23 protein-coding genes are annotated in these 22,886 nt (G+C 43.5%); 1 reads left to right on the top strand and 22 read right to left on the bottom strand.

Annotated features, from left to right (window positions below; genetic code table 11):
- Positions 1-15: 15 nt before the first annotated feature.
- From GKR71_RS02675 to GKR71_RS02570, 22 genes are all read right to left on the bottom strand, one after another.
- A complete protein-coding gene (locus tag GKR71_RS02675; RefSeq protein WP_036953978.1) occupies positions 16-522 on the bottom strand; it encodes a fimbrial protein in 507 nt (168 codons plus the stop codon).
- A gap of 10 nt (positions 523-532) precedes the next feature.
- Positions 533-1,069: a fimbrial protein gene (locus GKR71_RS02670; protein ID WP_036953980.1), complete on the bottom strand. Its 537-nt coding sequence runs from the start codon at positions 1,067-1,069 to the stop codon at positions 533-535.
- Entirely contained in the window at positions 1,062-1,427 is a 366-nt protein-coding gene (locus tag GKR71_RS02665; RefSeq protein ID WP_036953982.1) for a hypothetical protein, read from the bottom strand. Before GKR71_RS02665 ends, GKR71_RS02670 begins: the two co-directional genes overlap by 8 nt.
- A 27-nt stretch (positions 1,428-1,454) precedes the next feature.
- On the bottom strand, positions 1,455-2,183 hold the full coding sequence (locus GKR71_RS02660; protein WP_036953984.1) for a fimbrial biogenesis chaperone: 729 nt from the start codon (positions 2,181-2,183) through the stop codon (positions 1,455-1,457).
- A gap of 12 nt (positions 2,184-2,195) precedes the next feature.
- Positions 2,196-4,685 (bottom strand): fimbria/pilus outer membrane usher protein, encoded by a 2,490-nt coding sequence (locus GKR71_RS02655; RefSeq protein WP_036953986.1) that lies wholly within the window; start codon positions 4,683-4,685, stop codon positions 2,196-2,198.
- A 36-nt stretch (positions 4,686-4,721) separates the two neighbouring features.
- Complete coding sequence (locus tag GKR71_RS02650; RefSeq protein ID WP_036953988.1) at positions 4,722-5,279, bottom strand: fimbrial protein; 558 nt, start codon at positions 5,277-5,279, stop codon at positions 4,722-4,724.
- A gap of 41 nt (positions 5,280-5,320) precedes the next feature.
- Complete coding sequence (locus GKR71_RS02645; protein WP_036953990.1) at positions 5,321-5,872, bottom strand: fimbrial protein; 552 nt, start codon at positions 5,870-5,872, stop codon at positions 5,321-5,323.
- Positions 5,873-6,229: 357 nt separating this feature from the next.
- Entirely contained in the window at positions 6,230-6,712 is a 483-nt protein-coding gene (locus GKR71_RS02640) for a FidL-like protein (RefSeq protein WP_036953993.1), read from the bottom strand.
- Positions 6,702-7,520 carry a winged helix-turn-helix domain-containing protein gene (locus tag GKR71_RS02635; RefSeq protein WP_036953996.1) on the bottom strand — a complete coding sequence of 273 codons (819 nt, stop codon included), beginning with the start codon at positions 7,518-7,520 and terminating at the stop codon, positions 6,702-6,704. Before GKR71_RS02635 ends, GKR71_RS02640 begins: the two co-directional genes overlap by 11 nt.
- Before the next feature lie 198 nt (positions 7,521-7,718).
- On the bottom strand, positions 7,719-8,237 hold the full coding sequence (hpaC, locus tag GKR71_RS02630) for a 4-hydroxyphenylacetate 3-monooxygenase, reductase component (protein WP_036953999.1): 519 nt from the start codon (positions 8,235-8,237) through the stop codon (positions 7,719-7,721).
- Positions 8,238-8,256: 19 nt separating this feature from the next.
- On the bottom strand, positions 8,257-9,819 hold the full coding sequence (hpaB, locus tag GKR71_RS02625) for a 4-hydroxyphenylacetate 3-monooxygenase, oxygenase component (protein ID WP_108479482.1): 1,563 nt from the start codon (positions 9,817-9,819) through the stop codon (positions 8,257-8,259).
- A gap of 452 nt (positions 9,820-10,271) precedes the next feature.
- Positions 10,272-11,159, bottom strand: coding sequence for a 4-hydroxyphenylacetate catabolism regulatory protein HpaA (gene hpaA, locus GKR71_RS02620; RefSeq protein WP_154600412.1), 888 nt, complete (start codon positions 11,157-11,159; stop codon positions 10,272-10,274).
- 295 nt (positions 11,160-11,454) lie between these two features.
- Positions 11,455-12,825 carry a 4-hydroxyphenylacetate permease gene (gene hpaX / locus GKR71_RS02615; RefSeq protein WP_036954007.1) on the bottom strand — a complete coding sequence of 457 codons (1,371 nt, stop codon included), beginning with the start codon at positions 12,823-12,825 and terminating at the stop codon, positions 11,455-11,457.
- Positions 12,826-12,979: 154 nt separating this feature from the next.
- Positions 12,980-13,786: a 4-hydroxy-2-oxoheptanedioate aldolase gene (gene hpaI, locus GKR71_RS02610; RefSeq protein WP_230085010.1), complete on the bottom strand. Its 807-nt coding sequence runs from the start codon at positions 13,784-13,786 to the stop codon at positions 12,980-12,982.
- A gap of 10 nt (positions 13,787-13,796) precedes the next feature.
- On the bottom strand, positions 13,797-14,600 hold the full coding sequence (gene hpaH, locus GKR71_RS02605; RefSeq protein ID WP_036954012.1) for a 2-oxo-hept-4-ene-1,7-dioate hydratase: 804 nt from the start codon (positions 14,598-14,600) through the stop codon (positions 13,797-13,799).
- 192 nt (positions 14,601-14,792) lie between these two features.
- Positions 14,793-16,256 carry an NAD-dependent succinate-semialdehyde dehydrogenase gene (locus tag GKR71_RS02600; RefSeq protein WP_036954015.1) on the bottom strand — a complete coding sequence of 488 codons (1,464 nt, stop codon included), beginning with the start codon at positions 16,254-16,256 and terminating at the stop codon, positions 14,793-14,795.
- Complete coding sequence (locus tag GKR71_RS02595; protein ID WP_195848953.1) at positions 16,253-17,482, bottom strand: Bcr/CflA family multidrug efflux MFS transporter; 1,230 nt, start codon at positions 17,480-17,482, stop codon at positions 16,253-16,255. Before GKR71_RS02595 ends, GKR71_RS02600 begins: the two co-directional genes overlap by 4 nt.
- A gap of 56 nt (positions 17,483-17,538) precedes the next feature.
- Complete coding sequence (locus GKR71_RS02590) at positions 17,539-17,922, bottom strand: 5-carboxymethyl-2-hydroxymuconate Delta-isomerase (RefSeq protein ID WP_036954018.1); 384 nt, start codon at positions 17,920-17,922, stop codon at positions 17,539-17,541.
- A 9-nt stretch (positions 17,923-17,931) separates the two neighbouring features.
- Positions 17,932-18,813: a 3,4-dihydroxyphenylacetate 2,3-dioxygenase gene (gene hpaD, locus GKR71_RS02585; RefSeq protein WP_154633906.1), complete on the bottom strand. Its 882-nt coding sequence runs from the start codon at positions 18,811-18,813 to the stop codon at positions 17,932-17,934.
- A 234-nt stretch (positions 18,814-19,047) separates the two neighbouring features.
- Positions 19,048-20,514, bottom strand: coding sequence for a 5-carboxymethyl-2-hydroxymuconate semialdehyde dehydrogenase (gene hpaE, locus GKR71_RS02580; protein WP_006657319.1), 1,467 nt, complete (start codon positions 20,512-20,514; stop codon positions 19,048-19,050).
- Positions 20,514-21,281, bottom strand: a complete 768-nt coding sequence (locus GKR71_RS02575) for a fumarylacetoacetate hydrolase family protein (RefSeq protein WP_108479481.1) — start codon at positions 21,279-21,281, stop codon at positions 20,514-20,516. Before GKR71_RS02575 ends, hpaE begins: the two co-directional genes overlap by 1 nt.
- Positions 21,282-21,283: 2 nt before the next feature.
- On the bottom strand, positions 21,284-21,913 hold the full coding sequence (locus tag GKR71_RS02570) for a fumarylacetoacetate hydrolase family protein (RefSeq protein ID WP_036954023.1): 630 nt from the start codon (positions 21,911-21,913) through the stop codon (positions 21,284-21,286).
- Positions 21,914-22,374: 461 nt separating this feature from the next.
- On the opposite strand from GKR71_RS02570, the gene hpaR reads away from it, so the two are divergent.
- The gene (hpaR, locus tag GKR71_RS02565; protein WP_036954025.1) at positions 22,375-22,827 is read left to right on the top strand and encodes a homoprotocatechuate degradation operon regulator HpaR; all 453 of its coding nucleotides are present in this window, start codon (positions 22,375-22,377) and stop codon (positions 22,825-22,827) included.
- Positions 22,828-22,886: the final 59 nt, after the last annotated feature.

Below are 22,886 nucleotides of genomic sequence, written 5' to 3'. Positions count from 1 at the left end.
TGTCGTTACCTAACTTTAGAGATAATCAATCATCACTGACAGTGCCGCACTAAACGGGCCGACTTCAAGTGTTTCAGGCACTTGATTCGTAACTAATTGTGACTGTAAGGTCAATGTGGCGGTGTCACCACTCACTGACGGGAAGATGGGCTCCCATTTCAGTAGATTGATAGCGGTATTTCTATTGGCTTGGGAAAAGCGGATCCCTAATCCTTGGATCGTGGTGCTTAATACCGTTTCGTTATTAATCGTGAGGGTCGAACCCTCTTTAGGGGATAAATAAATTCGTAAATTTTTACGCAGATCGCACTGTTTAATTAGGATCCCAAAGTTTTGCTTTTCTTCTGTTATGCGATCTAATGCGACATTTTGAAAATTCACATACAGCTCTTTATCACCATTTTCATTGGTGATCACACAGGATGGACGCACTAATGTGGTTTCCAACGTAATTAAAATATCAGCCAGTGAAAAGCTGCTCATTAGCAAGCAAATCGCCCCTAAAAAACCGGATATTTTCATCTGCATTCTCCTACTGGTAGTCCAGATTGAAAGTGACTAAGGATGAGAAACTCCCTGTTTTGAGCCGTCCGTTAAAGGGCTTTTGTGCATATACCCCAAATTGCAGTGGGTTAATGGAGCCTTTTCCCGATTCCGTGACGGTACTGATATCAATCGGGGTATTAAATTTCAAAGGTTGAGCATTCTTGCCATCAGTTAACGCCAGTAACACATTGGACTCGCCGGTTGTTTTCAAATAGGTGACGCCATTGTGAGTTTCAGTATCTTGAGTATTTAGCGTAATTTTGATGGTCTTATTTAATGCCGCGGTTGAGCAATCGACGATATCCAACTGAAAAGGTTGAACATCAGAACGCCCCAGATTTTCAAGTTCAGAAAAGCGCAGACCTGATAAGTAAACCGTTTTCTTCGTGTCATCGTCGGATAAGCGACAACCGATAGGCACCAGTGTCCCTTCAAAATAGACGGATAGACTATTTGCCAAGCTGCCGTAGCTGGTAAATAACAAGCTACTCATGCCAACCATAAGTGCGAATGTTTTAGTCATAAATCATCTCCAAACGGCGTGCTGAGCTTTCGGCTGGAAGTAAAAAAGTCATACTTTTATTTGTCTGCGGCTTTGAAAAAACATATTGCTGACCCGCAAATTTCAACGTGAATGGTGCCCACGTTTGGTTATAAGTGCGGGTGACACAATGGGCATAACTCACAGTAAATTGATAAACAGGTTCATTGACATGATTGACCGCTCTTGTCATCGTTACATTAGGCTGGCAAGGTGTTATGAGAAAACGCGCATGAACATAAACAGTGCCTGTTGTTTCCAATAATGAGGGTTGCGATGGCGTTTCTGCCAATACAGGCATGGCGAACATGAGCGATAACCCAAAGTGATACAGTTTCATGTTGATATTCCTGTTTATCCGTTACGTCTATGGTGTGACTGTGCACTGCGATGCTTGGCACTTAAACGCCAGTGATGGCTTTCCACCATAATCATTGATATAGGTGAGATATGGCGTCGCAAATTTCGCTGATTTTAGGTTATGGGTTGATTTCGGTGGCACCATAACAGCATCAAAATCACTTTGCTCAGACTGCTTCTGGCTGTTACCAATGCCGATAACGGTCAGATAAAAACTTGTTGGGTTATTTAGCTGATAACCATTGGCTGTTGGGGTTAGTGTTACCTGTTTTGCCCACTCTTTTTTGCTATCCGCCACAATTGCTTCTGGGCGATAAAACAGTTTTACACGGCTTTGTAGGGCGATTTGTAGAACACCTGCTTCCGTTGATTTTGGTGGGATCTCACGCAAGTTATAGTAAAACAGAGACTCTCTATCCTGAGGTAACTTACTGATATCTGGCGCAGTGCTTAAACGAACTAAGCTAGTGGATTTTGGCTCCATACGCTGAATCGGTGGCGTCGCGATAATCGGGCCAGCTTCCAATTTTTTCTCTGACGCATCTTCTAACCATGATTGTGCTAGGTAAGGCAGCTCGGGGTTATCATTGCGAATAGTGATGTTAATAGACTGCTGATCACCATCAAAAATAATACGAGTACGATCCAATGTAACTGCGGCGTAAGTGGCGCCCATTGCACCGATAGAGGTCAATAAGACACTGGTGCGAAGTAAATTAAAAAGATTTGATTTCATTTAAATTGTTTCCTAATGACAAATTAATACAGGGTAGCTTTCTGCACTGTTTTTAAACTCAGTGACTTGCGTGCTGCATTGCAATTTATTTCCCCAGTAAAGGTTAAGCAGGTCATTTGGCATCACGCCGACAATCCATGTGATCCCTTGCTCACCCACAATGCCGAGCTCAATGTTATTTTTATTACGCACACTGGCGCCAAAAGGTGGGTAAGTACCGTCTGCCAGTTTTAAACGGGCAAAGGTTTTTTCCCCTTGAATAACATTAAGGCTGCGATAACCGATGGCTCCACGGGTTAATGTGGCTTCGGTAACACTCTCTAACGCTTCGATATTGTTCGGTAATTTACTGGTATTAATTGATGCTGTTGTTTTGCGATAGCTACTCACGTTAGGGAGCACGGTTAAGCCAAAGCGGTTAGTTTTATAAACACCGCCGTTTAATGGCACGTTGCTCGCTCCCGGTGTTTCAACGACTAAGCGCGTTCCACCATAAGCTGCCTGATGCAGCGCAATTCCCTCTTTGACCAATGTGATCCCTCCGTTAATTGAACCACCAACGGTGTGGTACTCGTTGGGAACATAACTGGCATTGGCCGATAGTGATGCCGTTGGGAAGTTCTGGCTCAAATAACCACTGAAACTGGTTTGTGAGTCTTGATACTGTCCCGTTTGGTAACCTACGTTCAGGTTATAACTACGCTGATCGTTGTAGCCGCTATAGCCCACGTTATGGGTTGAAGAACGGCGCCCATTTTGGTCACGTGTATAACCCTCAGAGAAACTCATGCTGCTGCCCATTGTGAGGGGAACAGTGACATACAACGTAATGGCATCATCCTGATATCCCGCTCTTTTGGAGCGTGTCGCAGAAGCAGTTAAGCTGATATTTTTTAACCCTAAATAGGCAATATTGAAGGCGGTGTTGATATAGGCCCCAAATTGCTCTTCCGTTTGGCTATTCCAATACGTGTTGTATTGGTAGTTTCCACCCAGTGAGAACGCATCAAAATATTTATTAATATTGACCTGATAGCTCTCTTTGTGTGCTTGAGTTTCAATCCCTGTACGGCGTTCGTCCAACGTTTGTTGCAATGAACGATAGGTTTCATCCGAGAATCGATAGCCTGCGAAGGTAATGTCGGTTCTCGCCTCATCAAACGATTTTGAGTAACTTAAACGGTAACTGCGTCCTGTTAAGGTATTGCTGAGTAACTTTGCATGGGACTGCGTTATATCAAATGACAAGCTCCCGAAGGTAAATAAGTCACGCCCAAAACCAGCTGAAAATGCTTGGTAGTTTTTGGATAAAATCGACCCACCATAAATAGACCAAATATTATTAAGTCCATAAGAAAGCTCGCCCGATGCGGTCATATCCCCTTCAAGGTGACGCCCATCGTAACGAGGTTTACCGACGGCAAACTTATAGCGAACTTGTCCAGGACGTGTTAAATAAGGCAGCGCCGCTGTAGTAATGCTGAACTTTTGTTCTTCGCCATTTTCTTCACGCACCGTGACATCTAAGGTTCCACGGATTGAGCTATCCAATGTTTGGATCTGGAATGGACCAGCGGGAACCGTAGTTTCCAAAACAATTCGGTCATGGCTTTTGACGATGACCGTGGCGTTAGTCTGAGCTATCCCGATGATCTCAGGGGCGTATCCCGTTAGTTTCGGTGGCAGCATGTTTTCATCGGTCTCTAGTGATAGACCCGTGAACTGCCAGGAATCAAAAATAGCCGAGTAGAAATAGTTTTCCCCCAACGTTAGAACCGAGGCGATATTCGCTAATGAGCGATAAGCATATAAACGGCTGAATATGGCATCGCTATATTCATTGTTATAGTTACCCGATGATTTACGGTAGTTTGCTTGGTAATCCCCACGTAAACGCCACGCACCGAGATTTAACCCTGTAGTTCCGTTCGCAGATAAATAGGATTCTTTTGTTCCGCTATCTCGGCGGGTAAAGGAGCCCGTCAAGGTGTAGTCGAGTAAAAAGCCGTTAATACCGTCTTCCCAGCGAGAAGGTGGCACCCAGCTAGGGTCGGTATATTCCAAATAACTTTGCGGGATCAAGATCGTCAGTGTTAACGTGGATAAATCCACGCTCATGGTACTGCCTTCAAGCGCAGACAAATCGATACACTGATCGTTATCGCGATATTTAATTAAGCGAATAGCTTCTGGTTTTAAGCCGAGTTGATCCGTAATAGCTGCCGGAACACAAACAACGCTAAATAATGAATCTTCAGCAGACGTTGGCGCACCTACAGTAATATCGCGGGCATTACCCAAACGTTCATTATTGACTTTAATCGTTAGATGATAATTTCCAGGCATAACAAATCCGGCCTGAGAAAACTGGCTAAAGTCAATATTCTGAGTATCTTTGGTATCAAGCATATCTGTATTAAATTCAACAGAAAAAGCAACAGTAGGAATACTGGATAAGCAAGATATAATAATTAACTGGTGAAAAATATTAAATTTAGCCATAGTGTTCTTATCATATAAATTAATTTAAAATATTTATTAGTCGTAACTTACATTGAATTTAATCGTGGCAAAGTAATTTCCGGGTTCAATCTCATTATTAATGGTGTCAATTTCTGTTTCATATTTCAAAAAACTGACTTTTGTTTTTCTATCAAAGTAAATAGCGCTATTTGAAATAGAATACGATTTATTCGGAGTGACTAAATTGTTATTGGTGTCATAAATATAGACAACGACACCATCCGTAGGACCTGACAGTTTGATTGCATTGTTGTAGATGTCACTATTGGCAAAGAATTTAATTTTTATGCCTTTGCTATTATCTTTGTCATATTCACTAATGCAGTTGTTTAATTTAATGTTAAATGTTTTTCTATTATTATTTTTTGCTTCTTCTGTATTGATGTCACTTTTAGAAACAAGGTCATAATTAATATATTGATATTGGCTGTCTGTTTCTATTGAGCAGGGCGCAGCAACAATATATCCGCGCATAACAGTTTCACCACGAATTCCGCCATCAACTGTATATTCTGCATTAGAAATAAAAGGAGCTAATAATAGTGTTGACCATAAGAAAGATAAATTTCGCATAATGAACCTTTTTATTGGGAGGGTTTCCCCTCCCATAAAAATTATTCGTAAGTGATTTTGAAGTCAGCGATAGAGTTGAATTCACCTTCAGTTACTGGAGTAGAAGCATCAACACGTTTTGCTAATGCAGTAAATTCCAGAACGTTTTCACCTTGTCTGTTACGAATTTGGTTCAGTACAGATTTAGCTTCATCAAATTTAAAATCTTTAATTTGAATACCAACGTTATTAGCGGTACCAGTCACGCCTAAGAACTCTTTATTAGTACCAACGTAGTTTTTACCACCGAAAGTGATTTTGATATCTTTAACTGCAACCCATTTACCTTCAGTATCCTTACTGAATTCGTCGAAGTTACATTCTTTTAATTTAATAGAGATATCTTTCTCTGCTGCATTACCTGCTTCTAAAGAAGCACGTGACAGTTGACCAAATGGAACTTCTTGTTTGGTGCTTTCAGATTCGATATTACATGGGGAGTTAACAACTTGACCGCTAAAATGTAATTCACCCGTGTTGCCGCTAGCTAAAACAGATGCAGACAGAGTAGAAGCTGCAAATAAAACAGCAACAGATAATTTATTTAATTTCATGTGATAGATCCTTAAAGATAAGTAATTTTTAGTCCCTAAAGTGAATGCAAATTGCCTAGTGCATCCATGCATTGGCTTTTTGTGTAAGTCATTTCGACGAAAACAAGTTTATCCATCAGGAGAGTTTTTTGAAATAAAGTATTGGTATTTTAATGAAGTAAAATATTTAATTCTGGTATTAATATTTTTAACGTGAGTTTTAATGTTTTTATTTCACTGTGGTAATGTATGGGATTTTTAATCACTTTTGCTTTAAGGTAAATTAATAAGTAATTTTTAAAAATTAAAAAAATAGAGCATCAAATGTCATAATTCGATGCTCTATATTTGTCATGATGAAATGTTTGCTGATTTAAATTAAATTGTGCAAATAAAAAGAGGGGAGAAGTTCTCTTCAAAAATATAGTTTTTTTCACTCAAACGCTTTATGTTTACAAAATAAATTTGCCCTTCTTGCGGAATACCCCGTATTTTTATTTTATTTTGAGCTTGGTCATTAGGATCAATAACAACTCGTTCGACTTGTGAGAAAAAATGCCCGCCTTGGTAGACATATTTCATATAAAATTTGCGAGCGATAACATAACTTTTACCATCGTTGCTAATGGTTCCATTCATCACAAAGGTATGATGCTCAGGGTCATGCTCATTTGGAATAATACTAAGTAGGTAATAGCCTTTTAAGTCTGAACGGCTATCTGAAATATCAATTTTCAGTGTTGCTCTGCAACTCGGAACAATGGCCGTGTTGTTTTTATAATAAACATAGCTACTAATGAAGACTAAGATGGTTGAAATAATCAGTAGCCAAAAAGCCCTGATAGATTTCTTATTTGACATAAAAATTCTCACAACTCACTGTTGTACTATCTTTGGGGGTGTTAGGACAATAAGATAAAAATAAAAAGTTATCATAGAGGTTTTTATCATTCGTGACGATTCCAACATTGTAATAAAATAATGTAGCCGGTTTTTTGCAATCAATGTTTAACCGTGTTAACTGATTTTGTAAATCAGTAAAACTAATCGTCGTCGTATCGGGTTTATGGTAACTATTAATATAGCGTATGCTGCACTGATCAATGCGACCCACCTCAGGATATTCTGTTCGCGTAGCAAAAAAATAGCTTTTAAAAAGATAAAGTAAGCAAAAAATAATAATCACAACTAAGGCTAGCTCAATAAAACGGTTATTGAGAATGTAACTTTTTTTCTTTACTGTTTGCGCTTTTTCTTTTGGTGTTTCTTCTATAACGGCTGCTTTATGTGGTTCATTAAGTAATATTTCTTGAGGTTCTTTTTGCTGGACATCATGATTTAATTCTGATGATAGTAACTGCAATTGCGCATTAAGCTTGATACCCACTTTAGGTATAGTCGTAATTATTTCATCCTCACAAAATGAGGACAAATGACGGCGTAAAACAGAAATGCTACTGTTAAGGTTATTATCGGATGCAACTTGGTTATGTTCATCCCACACTCGGCTTAATAATGTTTCACGATCTAAAATCTCACCATTATTTTGCACTAACACCAATAATAAGCGGTTTAGTGTGGTAGTTAGTTTAATTGCATCGCCGATATTATCGCGATATAACAACCCCTGATGGCTGTCATAAATAATATTATTTATAAGATATTTCATATTTTGTTTTATTTTATTTATTAGGATGTCAAATAAGTATTTTTCCAGTGTATACCTCTAATTTGGTCGGTGTCAATTAGACAGAAATTGCCTGATAATGGATTTGATTTAAGAAAGTTACATTCGATAGATATAATAAAAAAGCCCCTAAATGATGTATTTAGGGGCTTAGAATAGCGTAATAAAATGGAGGTTAAATTAGGCTGTATGCTCTAAGATTTTATGCAAAACGGGATGGAATTTACGTTTAAAATAGACCAAGCCATGTCCATCATCGCTAACAACAATCTTTTTCATCTCAACCATATAGACAGAGTGAGTGCCAATATCTTGTACTTGGGTAATTTCACCTTCAAGATTAGCAAGGGCATTTCTTAACAATGGTTGTTCTAAAATACCTTTATCCCACATATCCCATCCAAAGCGCTCATCCATTGTCGAGCCTTTCATGCCCGCAAAGTGACAAGCTAAATCTTCTTGATCATGGTTGAGAACGTTAACGCATAGGCGGCCATTCTTTTGAAAAACCGCATTCATAGAGCTGTTGCGGTTAACACATACCATCAAAGTCGGTGGCGTATCAGTCACAGAACAAACCGCAGTGGCAGTAATACCGCAACGGCCTTCTGGACCATCCGTGGTGACGATGTTAACAGCGGCACCGAGACTTGCCATCGCATCTCTGAAACGTAAGCGATGTTCATTTTCTAAAGACATTTTGACCTCCTGCTGCCGATTACTTCAGCAGCGAATCTAACAGATTAATATCGTTGTTGTTGTGCAGGTGAGGGCGCTTCCAGCCGTGCTGATCATAGTCAGACAGGCAGCGGTCAACCATGTCAGTCATGGCTTTCATATTACCAGAACCGTATGCATGACGCAGACATTGCAGACGAATTTCGTCTTGGCTTCCCGCGTAGTTAATTTCATACAGCTCGTGACGACCACCGAATTCACTACCGATAGCATCCCACATTAATTTTAAAATTTTAATACGTTCAACGTGATCCATCCCATTTGAACCGCGAACATATTTTGCCAGATATTTGTCAATCTCTGGGTTATTCATATCACGAACGCTTGATGGCAGATAGATCAAACCACTTGTTACGTTACTTTCGATGATATTTTTGATTTTGGTGTAGGCCATTGGTGCCATAACACGATACGTTTGGATGGCTTGAGTATCTGGCAGGAACGCACCGCCTTCCCAAGCTTTTGCTTCTGAACACATAGCATCAGTCAGTGACCAGAACAGGTTACGCCAAGCGACCACTTCACCGAGATCCGCTTGAACACCACGGAAATCAATAACACCCGTACATTCAAGGCTCTTTTGCAGAAGACCTGTGATGAAGTCCAGTTTGACGGCTAAACGTACACAAGCTTGTAATGGGAACAGGCGAGCAAAGCCACCTTGTACCGCCCAGTTACGAGCACGGTCGAAATCACGATAAATCAGCACGTTTTCCCATGGAATTAACACATGATCCATGACCAGAATGGCATCATTCTCATCAAAACGGCTTGATAACGGATAATCAAACGGAGCTCCTGTTGCACCAGCAACTAACTCGTAAGATGCACGGGAAATTAATTTCACACCGTCCGCATCCATTGGCGCAACAAACATCAGCGCAAAATCAGGGTTATCACCCATGACTTGTGCAGAACCAAAACCGATAAAGTTGTAGTGTGTTAACGCAGAGTTGGTTGCAACAACTTTTGCACCGCTGACGATAATACCTGCATCAGTTTCTTTTTCTAGCTTTATATAAACATCTTTAACTTCATCAGCGGGCTTATGGCGATCAATAGGTGGGTTAACAATTGCATGGTTAAAGTATAAACCGCTCTCTTGAATACGTTTGTACCAGTTGCGTGCGTTATCGGCAAACTGGCCGTAATATTCTGGGTTAGCGCCTAAACAGCTGGCGAATGCCGCCTTATAGTCTGGAGTGCGTCCCATCCATCCGTAGCTTTGGCGTGACCAATCTGCGATGGCGTCGCGTTGTTGGCGTAGGTCATCTGCACTTTTTGCGAAGCGGAAGAATTTGTGTGTATACCCGCCGTTGCCTGTATCTGTGCCCCAGCAAAGCTGGTCATGAGTCGATTTATCATGAAGCGCATCATATAACTGTCCTATAGAAGCTGCTGAGTTACGAAAAGCAGGGTGCGTGGTGACATCTTTAACACGCTCACCATAGATATAAATCTCGCGACCATCTTGTAAACTTTTTAGATATTCTTGGCTATTAAATGGGCGCTTAGCATCGGAACGAAAATCTTCTGGTTTCATGTCTACCTCGTTTTAGAACAAAGAGGGCTTGCGGGTTGTCGGCGTACAAAGGTTGCAAGCTTGAATAATGTTAATTTTATGTTTGTTTTGTGTTTACTAATTGAATCGTTTTCTGTGGGGTTTTAAAAGAGATTTTCCAAAGGAATGCTGGTACTTTTCGTTGGTAAGATGGTTTTATGAAAGAAATGTGATCTTATCGATATTTTAATATTAATGCTATTTCAATTTCAATATATAAGTCCTTATTTATCATTGAATTATACTTTGTTAAAAACTTAATGGATTTTATTTGATATCATTTTGTTTGATTGTTTTTTGAGCTGTGTATTCACTTTTTGTTTGCTTCTAATAGTACCAGTTGTAACTTTAAAAATAAAAATGCAAGACATCAAAAATGTTTGCATTATGTAAAATAATTTAAAGGGGGATGCTAAAATTTTGATATCCGCGATCTAGTGGATATTTTGTTCACGCCATTGGCTCGGAGAGGTACCTTCAGAGCGATTAAAAAAGCGGGCAAAATAGGCTGGATCTTTAAATCCAAGTTGATAAGCAATTTCAGAAACGGGGCTATCGCAAAATAGCAGCATGCGTTTGGCTTCCCGCAAAATCCTGTCGAAAATAAGCTTTTTAGGTGGGCGGTTGGCAAATCGCCGGCACATATCTTTTAAGCGAGATTCGGTGACGCCGAGCTTATCCGCATAGTCAGGGACAGAGAGATGCTCACGATAATGCATATCGATAAGCTGGTTAAAACGTTGGAATAATCGATGTTCACCACGAACGCCACTAACATGATGCTCGTCAAGGGGGACAGAGCGCAGTAAAAAGGTAAATAAGGCTTGGGCAAGCGAAGATAACACTTGGTCTCGACCAATATAGTTATTCGCAGATTCCCGCGCCATTAAATCCCAATAGTGATTAAAAGTTTCAATGTCTTGGGGCTTATCCGCGACAGATAAACAAATCGCGGGAATATCGACTCTATCCAGATTGGCTGAATAAAGAGACTCCAACAGCGGCGAAATTAAATCTTGCCGCACGGTTAATACATGCCCGTCAGTGTCTTCTTGAGTAAAAAACGCATGGGCGACAGAAGGGGGCGTCAAAATAAATAGCGGTGCCTGCACAGAATAACGAGACTCATCCAGCTGGAGAGTAATATGCCCAGTGACTAAATAGTGTAATTGGAAATAGCCATCGTGACGATGCGCGGGCATGTCGCGACCGAAGAAGGCGGCGAGTTTGCCGAAGGTTTGGTAGTGGACGTCGTCATTACCCAGGACGTCATCGTAGTCCTTCCCAATATCTATGTTATTGATCAATTCTTTCCCCTTCATTCTTCAAGCCGCAGCGTTGTTGGCTTCATGAGTCAACCCTAGTCACATACTCAAGTATGCTCCCAGGGATTAACTCATTCGCCGCCTAGCTGCAACTCGAATTATTTTGGGGAATTACTCCCCTTTAACCTACAGATTTGTGAACATTAGGCAGCCACTGAGAATTCTGCCTGTAGCATAGTTAACTGCAACTCGAATTATTTTGAACAATATTTAAGGGGGATTAAATAAATTCAATTTTTCCGATCTGTTGCAGCACTCATTTTTAGCTAACAAAACTATATAATTCTACCGCTTACGGTGTGGCTCTTGGTCTTGAGTTTTTCATTGGGATGGCGATGACCAGAAGGGCGCCGACCACCAGCAAACCGGCAACAAAATAGAGACCAGAATTGAAGCTACCCGTTTGATCTTTTAGCCAACCGATTAATAGTGGGCTGACCGCGGAACCTATATTACCTGTTGCGTTGATTACGGCAATACCGATTGCGCGAGCGCGTAAACTGATCGACTGATCTGGCGTGGTCCAGAAAACGGCCATAGCAGTAAACGAACCGGTGGACGCCATAATGATCCCCAATAATTGGAGTATCGGCTGATGAGTCATCGCTGCGATGATCCAACCTGCCGCCGCAAACAAATACGGTAACGCAGTGTGCATCTTACGCTCTTGCAAGCGATCTGAGCGGCGACTCCAATAAATCATCCCCAAAATCGTACAGAACTGAGGGATCGCAGTTAATAGCCCAATCATGGCATTACTGCTGCCCTGATTAAAACTCTGCATAATTTGTGGTGTCCAAATATTAATGGCGCTCAACGTGTTAGTTAGACAGAAATAAGCCACGGTATACATTAAGATCACCGGGGTGAAAATCTCTTTCCACAGGCTGCTATTTTGCAGCGCAGTCTGGCTTTTTGAGCCGTGTGGCTGCACAAGCTCTAACTGGTCTTTATCCATCATCTCTTGCAGGGTGTCTTTATCTTCCTGAGTTAGCCACTTTGCTTTCTTCGGAGAATCATCCAGATAGAACCACACTAAAATACCCAGCAGAACGGATGGGAAACCTTCCAGTAAGAACAACCATTGCCAGCCTTTCAGATTTAACACACCATCTAGCCCTAAAATATAACCAGAAGCTAGTGAACCAAATGCCATAGTAACTGGCATGGCAATCATAAACAGAGCGTTAGCACGTGCGCGGAAATAAGCGGGGAACCAGTAAGTTAAGTAAACTAACATACCTGGTAAGAAACCAGCTTCAGCAATACCCACCAGCATGCGTAAAATATATAAGCTGGTTGGCCCAGTCGCGAACATAGTGGCAGTAGAAGCAATACCCCATAGCACCATGATAGTGGCAATCCAGCGACGAGCACCGACAATGCCAAGCATGATGTTACTTGGAATACCAAAAATAATGTAGGTGGCGTAAAACAGCGTCGCTGCCAGACCAAACATGGTGGACGTTAGACCAATGTCTTTCCCCATTGTTAGCCCCGCAAAGCCGATATTAATTCGGTCTAAGAACGAGAAAACAAACAGAACAAACAGAAATACGATCAGTCGTTTAAAAAGCTTATTAATTACCCGCTGTTGCGGTTCGGTAAGGTTCTTATGTTGCTCTGCAGGGTTGGTGCTAGCAACATTCTGTGAATGACTCATTATAATGCCCTCTAATTACAATTTATTATAGGTACAAGGGTCTACTAGGCAGTCATTTGGGCTGCCTTGTTGTGGTTGCGATTTTATTGCTTACTATCTAGGTCGCTCATGAGCGTAGGGTAAAATTGAGCGACCTAGAGGAGTTCAGATTGCTTTAGTACACGCTAGATGCGCTGTTATCCATATCGGAAACCGTTTTACCGAATTTTGCGGCAAGGGCTTCAGCGGTGCGCGCTAGTAATGTGGTATCCACGCCAACGGCGACAAACAAGGCGCCGAGCTTAATATAGTGTTCTGCGATATCCGGTGCCGCCATCAAAATTCCTGGCGCTAAACCTGCCGCACGAATTTGCTTAATGGCATCTTCAATCACCGCTTTCACTTCAGGATGGTTTGGATTGCCAGAAAAGCCCATATCCGCACTCAGATCCGCAGGACCGATAAAGACACCATCAACGCCTTCAACTTTGAGGATCTCAGGCAGATTTTTTATAGCTTCGTGGGTTTCCACTTGGACAATCACGCACATTTCATCGTTAGCGCGTTTTAAATAATCGGGAATACGATTCCAGCGAGAGGCGCGCGCTAAGGCGCTGCCCACCCCACGAATTCCCGCGGGTGGATAACGAGTTGAGCGTACCGCTTGCTCTGCTTGTTCTGCATTTTGCACCATCGGCAGTAACAGCGTTTGTGCACCGATATCCAGCAATTGCTTGATAATCACTGGCTCATTCCACGCCGGACGAACTACCGGTTGTGATGGATAAGGGGCGATTGCTTGTAATTGCGCTAAGGTCGTTTGCACATTGTTTGGTGCATGTTCACCATCGATCAACAGCCAATCAAATCCAGCACCAGCAACCAGCTCAGCACTGTATGGGCTGCACAATCCTAGCCATAAACCAATTTGTGGTTTGCCTGTTTTCAGGGCTTTTTTGAATTTATTTTCTAACAGATCCACAGTGAACTCCTTATGCAAAGCGGCAGCTAATTGAGCCCATCACGCCGTAGTCAACGTGGAAAACATCCCCTTTACGAGCAGGAACAGGGCGAGTGAATGAACCGCCAAGGATAATTTGTCCCGGCTGTAACTCCACATTGTGTGGGGCTAATTTATTGGCTAACCATGCCACGCCATTGGCAGGGTGGTTGAGAACCGCCGCTGCAACGCCAGATTCTTCGATCACGCCATTACGATAAAGCAGGGCGCTGATCCAACGCATGTCTAAATCACGAGGTTTAATCGGACGTCCACCTAAGATCACCGCGCCGTTTGCCGCGTTATCTGAAATGGTGTCGAACACTTTACGTGGGCGGTTAGTGTCAGGATCGATATTGTGGCAACGGGCGTCGATCAGCTCTAAAGCGGGGATCACATAGTCCGTGGCGTTATACACATCAAATAAGGTGCAGTTAGGGCCGCGCAGCGGTTTTGCTAACACGAATGCCAGTTCAACTTCGATACGCGGAACGATAAAGCGATCCGTTGGAATATCACAGCCATCATCAAAGAACATATCATCGAGCAGTGCGCCATAATCAGGCTCATCAATCTGGGAACTGGCTTGCATCGCTTTGGATGTCAGACCGATTTTATGCCCTTTTAATACGCGCCCTTCCGCCAGTTTTAAGCCAACCCACTCTTTTTGAATGGCATAGGCATCTTCAATGGTCATTTCGGGATGATCCAGTGAGATTTGACGGATTTGCTGGCGGCTTTTTTCCGCTTGGTTTAGGCGTTGAGCGATTGTTGAAATGGTATCTTGTTGCAACATCTTATTTTTCCTTTTGCACCTCAGCTCGTCATACTTCGAGCTATAACTACGTTAGCTTCACGATAGGCTTGCGCCTATCCCCTAGTCACACGGTATGCTCCTAGGGGATTAGTCTCATTTACTGTTTTGTTCTAACTTGAATTATTTAGAGCTAAGATTTTAAAAGCGAAGACCGCCAGCTAATGTTTCTTTCTAATTAGAAAGACCACCAAAGCAGAGATATTTCACTTCCAGATAATCTTCGATTCCGTAACGGGAGCCTTCACGACCAAGTCCTGACTGCTTAATACCACCAAACGGAGCCACTTCATTTGAAATAATGCCTTCGTTAATACCCACCATGCCGCTTTCTAATGCTTCAGCCACACGGTAGATACGTCCGATATCACGTGAATAAAAATAGGAGGCCAGACCAAACTCAGTGTCGTTGGCAAGGTCGATAGCTTCTTGTTCATCACGGAATTTAAATAATGGCGCTAATGGACCAAATGTCTCTTCTTTCGCCACTTTCATGGATTCAGTCACATTGACTAATACCGTCGGTTCGAAGAACAGACCACCAAGGCTGGATGATTTACCGCCCGCAGCGATGCTCGCACCTTTAGCAACGGCATCCGCAATGTGCTCAGACACTTTATCCACGGCAGCTTGGTTGATAAGCGGGCCTTGCTCAGAATCAGCTTGGGTTGCTGGACCAATTTTTAATGCGCTCACAGCTTTCGCTAGGCGAGCCGCAAACTCATCGTAAACACCTTCTTGCACTAAAATACGGTTTGCACACACGCAAGTTTGTCCGCTATTACGGAATTTAGCGGCTAAAGCCCCTTGAACCGCAGCGTCTAAATCCGCATCGTCAAATACGATAAATGGTGCGTTACCGCCTAATTCCAGTGACATTTTTTTCACGGTATCTGCGCACTGTTCCATCAGCAATTTACCCACGCGGGTAGAACCGGTGAAGGTCAGCTTGCGAACAATCGGGCTAGATGTCATGACCGCACCAATCGCTTTGGCATCGGTACCTGGAACGATATTGAATACGCCAGCAGGAATACCGGCTTCTTCACCTAATGCTGCTAATGCCAGCGCCGATAATGGGGTTTCAGCCGCAGGTTTTAATACCATGGTGCAACCCGCTGCGAGGGCAGGACCGACTTTGCGGGTGATCATCGCATTCGGGAAGTTCCAAGGGGTGATAGCAGCGACCACACCCACAGGCTGCTTGATGGTCACTAAGCGGCGACCCGGCAGTGGGGATGGGATAGTTTCACCGTAAGTACGTTTACCTTCTTCGGCAAACCACTCAATAAAGCTGGCTCCGTAGGCAATTTCGCCCATGGATTCATTGATGGATTTACCTTGCTCAGTACTCAGGATCTGCGCAAGTTCTTGTTGGTTTTCCATCATTAAACGGAACCATTTGTTCAGAATTTGGCTACGTTCTTTCGCGCTTTTTGCACGCCATGCTGGCAATGCTTTTTCTGCGGCTTCAATGGCTTGTTGAGTTTCAGTTGCACCCACATTACTGACGCGAGCAATCACTTCTCCATTTGCCGGGTTAGTCACATCAAACTGGCTACTGTCTTGGGCATTTACCCATTGACCATTAATGTAAGCCTGCTGGCGGAATAATTTAGAATTGGTGTTTAAGCTCATTTTTCGTTGTTCTCCGAAGACACTGAATGAACGTGCGCGTGGACATTTTTAGCGGACAAGCGTTGGCTTGAAAAACTCAGTCCGGCACAAATCGCCATTACGAGTGCCATAGCAAATGGGGATTCATCTTGTAGTATGGACACTGCAACACTGGCAAGGGCTGCCAAGGCAAACTGAATTGAGATGGCGAGCGCACTGGCGCTGCCTGCGATTTTCCCTCGGTGTTGCAGTAACAGTGACAAACTGTTGGTGCCGATAGCATTAACCATCGATAGGAACAGAACCACTAGGATAACAATAATTGGTAGGCTTTGTTGATAGAAAATTAACAACAGAACACCAAAAATCAATTGGATACCGCTTTGCATGCCCAAAATTCGTGGCAGGCTATACACCTTGAGCAATCGGACATTCAGCAGCAACATGGCAATCATGCCCAAAATATTGCAGCCAAACAGCAGCCCATAATACTGTTCAGAAACACCAAAGTAGTTGATATACACAAACGGTGAACCACTGATAAAGGCGAACATACCGGCAAAAGAGAATGCCATAGTACCAATAATGCTTAGTGCTTCTCGGTCTGTGAGCACCAACCGATAATTATGAAAGGCGACACCGACTAAATTGCGGGATTCACGCTGATGAGGCAAGGTTTCAGGTAGCAGTAAGAAAATCGCTGAAACAGAGCACAGCCCCACGGCCGCGAGAACATAGAAAATCACCTGCCATTCAAAATGAATTAATAAAAAACCGCCCACTAATGGTGCTAATAATGGGGCTATCATGGTGACTAATGTCATCAGTGATAACACTTTAGGCAGCTCGCTAGAAGGATACACATCACGGGCAATGGCGCGCGCCATCACTATCGCTGCACCACTTCCAAATGCTTGCAATGCTCTAAAGGTAATTAAGGCTTCTGAGCTGGTGGCTTGCGCGCATAACAGGCTGGCGAGGGTGAAAATCGCCAGCCCACTGAGCAACATTTTACGGCGCCCCAGCAGGTCGCTCAGGGGACCATAAAACAGCATGCCGACACAGAAGCCCGCAAAGAATGCCCCGAGGGTGTACTGCATTTGTCCTTGGGTGGCATTCAGTGCTTGCGCCATTTTTGGCAAGGCTGGCAAGTACATATCAATCGATAGGGGACCGAACGCCACCAGTGAACCCAGTAACGGGATCAACCAGCGCGGTATCGGTCTATTGGTAAATGAAATTGGCATATTGCCCCCTATCGATATTCATCAATCACGATTTAAATTTTTATGACTTAAGCTTTTTATGATTTAAACAGTGCATGCACATTGTTCTGCTTATAGTTCAGAACAGGGTCAAGCTCTTCCATAGTGAAAGAGAGTGCCAAGTAACGTTTTGCCATCAGAGAGGCAAAATGGGTTTTGATCAGATCAAACAGCATTTCCCCAGTTTTTTGGCGATCTTCGAGGGAGCGACCCGCACCAATTTTTAAGGTCATATGCACAAACGCGTAATCGTGTTTGCCATCCGCCATTTGCCAAGTATCCAACCAGATTGCGCGGCTACGAATGCCCCCTAATGGGAAAATTCCAGTGCCAGCTAGCGCGCTGTTTACTTTAGCGAACAGCTCGGGTAGGGCTGCTTCTTCACGAATGTTGTCGGTGCATTCAGCATAAAAATGAGGCATATCTGCTCCTTATGCGTTGGCTGTTTGTTTGTCAGTGATAAATTTTGGTAGTGGGAAAATCGCGTTGATTTGCCCAGTTCCAGAGCTGGCGAACAGGTCAGTTAACACTTCCACTTTCTCATCATATTTATCCCAGCCCAGCAGACCCAGTAACATCACGGTGTCATGCATGTGACCTTCGCCATAGCAGTAATCCGCGTACTCCGGCAGCATTTTGCAGAACTCAGCAAAGCGACCTTCACGCCACAGTTTGACGACGCGTTTGTCCATTTGCTCATCGAATTCGCGGGTATAGCTGTTCATGCCGTCTTCTGCACGATTGTCATCGATAAAGCGGTGAGACAGTGAGCCGCTCGCGAGTACCGCCACGGTACCGTCATATTTTTCAATCGCAGTCAGTACGGCTTCGCCTAATTTACGGCTAGTTTCAAAGCTGTGTGAGGTACAGAATGCGGAGATAGAGATCACTTTAAAGTGGCGATCGCTGTTCATATAACGCATTGGAACCAGCGTCGCGTACTCTAGAGTTAGGCTTGGAATTTCATGAGCTTGAGCACGAACGCCTAGCTTGCGAGCTTCTTCACCGATCATCTGACCCAATACAGAGTTGCCGTCATACTCATATTCCATATCGCGGATAAAGTGTGGCAATTCATTACTGGTATAGATGCCTTTGAAGTGATCGGCGCAGTTAATGTGATAAGCACTGTTGACCAGCCAGTGAGTGTCAAAAACGATAATGGTGTCGACGCCGAGTTCACGGCAGCGACGACTGATTTCTTTGTGCCCATCGATGGCGGCTTGGCGACAACCGTGGTTTTTGCCCGGCAGTTCAGATAGGTACATTGATGGGACGTGTGTGATCTTTGCGGTTAATGCCAACTTACCCATGTCTTTTCCCCTTCGCTTATCCGTCATACTTCGCGCTGTAGCGTTGTTGGCTTCATAAAGTCACCCTAGTCACATACTTCAGTATGCTCCTAGGGATAACTTCACTTGCCGCCTAGCTACAACACGAATTATTTAGGATAAGTAGCTAAATTAATTATCATTGATTCAAAATTACATATAATTCAAATCGTATAGATTACTTAATTGATTGAAGAATAATGGTATTTCAATAAATTACACACCCCAGCGTGGGATGTTGTGGTCGCCGTAGGAGATACAAACGTTCTTCATTTCGGCGAAGACTTCGAAGCTATACTCGCCGCCTTCACGACCCACGCCAGAGGCTTTTACGCCGCCGAATGGTTGACGTAAATCACGGACGTTTTGGGTGTTAACAAACACCATGCCCGCTTCGATATTGCGAGAAAGACGCAGGATCTTGCTGACATCTTGAGTCCAAATATAAGACGCCAGACCATACTCAACATCGTTCGCCATACGCAGACCATCTTCTTCGGTCTTGAATGGAATTAAACAAGCGACGGGTCCGAAGATCTCTTCTTGAGCCACACGCATGCGGTTGTCCACATCCGCCAGAACCGTTGGGCGTAGGAAATGACCATTTTTCAGATGAGCTGGCAGATCCGTTGGTTTGTCTGGACCACCCGCTAACAGAGTTGCACCTTCTTCCATACCAATACGGATATAACCAGATACTTTGTTCCAGTGCTGTTGGCTGATCAGGGCGCCCACTTGGGTTTTTGGATCGGTAGGGTCGCCGACGATCAGGCGATTTGCACGCTCAGCAAAGCGTTTCACAAATTCTGGGTAAATGCTTTCTTGGATGAAAATACGTGAACCCGCGGTACAGCGCTCTCCATTGATAGAGAAAATAGTGAACAGCGCGGCATCCATTGCACGTTCAATGTCGGCATCTTCAAAAATCAGAACCGGAGATTTACCGCCTAATTCCATTGAGTATTTTTTCAGACCCGCGTTTTGCATAATGGCGCGACCAGTTGCGGTGCCTCCTGTGAAGGAGACTGCACGAACGTCATGGTGTTTTACCAGAGCGTCACCCGCAGTAGCACCATAACCTTGCACCACGTTCAGTACGCCCGCAGGGATACCCGCTTCAAGGGCTAATTCACCTAAACGGTTTGCAGATAGCGGAGACAGTTCAGACATTTTCAGAACCGCGGTATTACCCAGCGCTAAACACGGTGCTGTTTTCCATGTTGCGGTCATAAATGGCACGTTCCATGGCGAGATTAACCCGCACACACCCACTGGCTGGATCAGGGTGTAGTTCATCATTTTGTCGTCAACCGGATAGGTGCGACCATTCATTTGCTGGCAAATTTCAGCAAAGAATTCAAAGTTGTGTGACGCGCGAGGGATCAGAACGTTTTTAGTTTGGTGGATAGGTAAACCGGTATCGTTGGTTTCCATCTCAGCAATTTGCGGAACGTTTTCGTCGATCAGCTCACCTAAGCGGCGCATTAAGCGTGCGCGCTCTTTCATTGGCGTGTTTGCCCACTTAGGGAAGGCTTCTTTTGCAGCGGCAACCGCTTGGTTTATTTCGTCTTGACCGCCGGATGCCACTTCCGCTAATACTTCACCCGTTGCTGGGTTAGTGGTTTCGAAATACTCTTTGCTTTCAACGTTTTTGCCGTTGATCCAATGGTTAATCTTAGTCATCACACTCGCTCCTCATACTCTTTTTCGCTGATAATGGTATTGATCAGCCTGCCCACACCTTCAACTTCAACGATCACTTCATCACCTGGAACCACATCAGACAGCCCTTTTGGCGTGCCCGTTGCGATCATGTCGCCTGGTTGCAGTGTCATAAAGTCACTCAGGTAGGCAATTAAAAATGGGATATTAAAAATCAGATCCGCGGTGGTGCCTTTTTGACGCAATTCACCATTAACGTAGGTGTACAGTGCGAGGTTGTGTGGATCTTTAATATCTGATTTGTCTACCATCCATGGGCCGATTGGCGTCAATGTATCGCGGCTTTTTACGCGTAGGTTTGGACGGTAGTAGTTCTCTAAATAGTCACGGATAGCGTAGTCATTACACACGGTGTAACCCGCGACGTAATCCATGGCATCTTCTTGGGACACTTTGTGAGCCGCTTTGCCAATAATCACCACTAGCTCAGACTCATAGTGCATATATTCAACATTGTCTGGGCGAACGGATACTTGGCGGTGACCTGTTAAGCTGTTTTCAGCTTTGATAAAAATCAGAGGCTCTTCTGGTGGCTTAAATTCTAATTCAGTGGCGTGGTCGGCATAGTTCAGACCCAACGCGAATAAAGTACCTTGTGCAGGTGGTAGCCATTCAACATCTGCGCTATCGCCAGAGATCACGTTGCCATTTGGCAGTTTGATAGCTTCGTTGTCACCGACAGTGACGGAATACTCAGTGCCTTGATAACGAATTTTTGCGTGTTTCATGATTATTGTCCTCCTGCCGCAACAACGCTGTTCTTGAGGCTTGGGAAGCCAGCTGCTTGGATCTCAACCTGATCACCCGGTTTGATGGTGACGCGCTGATGAGGAGTGCCCAGTAAAATCACGTCCCCTTGTTTTAGGGTTGCGAAGTCGCTCAATGCAGCCACTAATTCGCTTGCGCTACGAACGAGATCCTTGGTTGACCATCTGTCAGCTTCTTTGCCGTTAATCAGTGTCACTATCTCAACAGGTGAAGATAACGACGTTTTCACTAACTCGCCGATTGGGCAGAAAGTATCACGGCATTTTGCTTTAATCGCAGGGCGGTAGAAGGTGTCTTCTGGCAGGCTAACTTCATTCGCCAGTGCAAAGCCAGCAATGAACTCCAACGCATTTTGTGCAGTCACTTTGCGTGCATCTTTACCAATCACCAGCGCCAGCGTTGCACCGCTTTGTACTTCTTCACCAGCAGGATGCAGGATGTTATCCCCGGAATTAATGCGTGTATTACGCGGCTTAATAAACCACACAGGTGTTTTCGGTGGGGTTTTATAAGGGGCTTGCTGGAACGCCTCGAGCCAATGATCAAGTTGGCTTTGATGGTTGAGGGCAACGGCAAAAACAGTGCCTTTCATTGACAACTCCTTATTAAAGAGATCGATTCTGAGTAATTATTAATATATTAATAAAGTATTATTTTGTAATAAGCAATAGCTTTATGGAAATGTTAATTTTAATTGTGATCTTATTAACATAATAAAGGGGTCTTCATGTAACTGACTGTATATAATGAGTTTATTATTTTTTTAACTTTTAAAAATTTACAATATATTAACTTTGATTTTTTGATAAAATTTATTTACTCATTAATATTTTGGTGTTTTTCTTTGTGATTGTTAGTACTGCATGCTACTCTTGCATTTAAGATAATTGAGTGTGTTGCAGTTACCCTATGATTTATTGCTAACCCTAAAGCGACGTTAAAAACCGTCGCGTTAAAAATGGCAGCGTTAAAAATGGTAACCAGCACGGAGGCTGACTAACCCCCGGTAGTGGGTGTTTCATAACTTTAAATAGCGTGGTGAGTTTTAAGCTTATGCATGAATCATTGACAATTGCATTATTACAGGCGCGAGAGACCGCAATGGGCTTCTTTCGACCGATATTAAAGTCCTATAATTTGACCGAACAGCAATGGCGTATCATTCGCGTGTTAGCGGATAATCGCTCTATTGATTTTCATGAATTATCAGTGCAAACCTGTATTTTGCGTCCAAGCTTAACGGGGATTTTGACTCGTATGGAACGCGAAGGGCTTATTTTCCGTTTAAAGCCATTGAATGACCAACGTAAACTGTATGTCTCACTGACCCCTACAGGGCAAGAGTTGTATGACAAGGCACGTCAGGAAGTTGAAGAGGGTTATCAAAAGATTGAACAGGCTTTCTCTCAAGAGAAAATGCAGCAACTGACGGCTCTGCTGGATGAGTTGATTGCGCTGGAGAGCCCGGATTATAGTAGTATTATGGATAGAAGCAAGACAGCCTAAATACTCGTCATACTTTGAACCGCAGCGTTGTTGGTTGCGCTCAGCTACTCGGGTCACAT

The organism is Providencia sp. wls1922 (genome assembly GCF_009706505.1).
GTDB lineage: Bacteria > Pseudomonadota > Gammaproteobacteria > Enterobacterales > Enterobacteriaceae > Providencia > Providencia lanzhouensis.
Note: the sequence above shows the minus strand (reverse complement) of the source record. Positions and strands in the feature narration are given on the sequence as shown.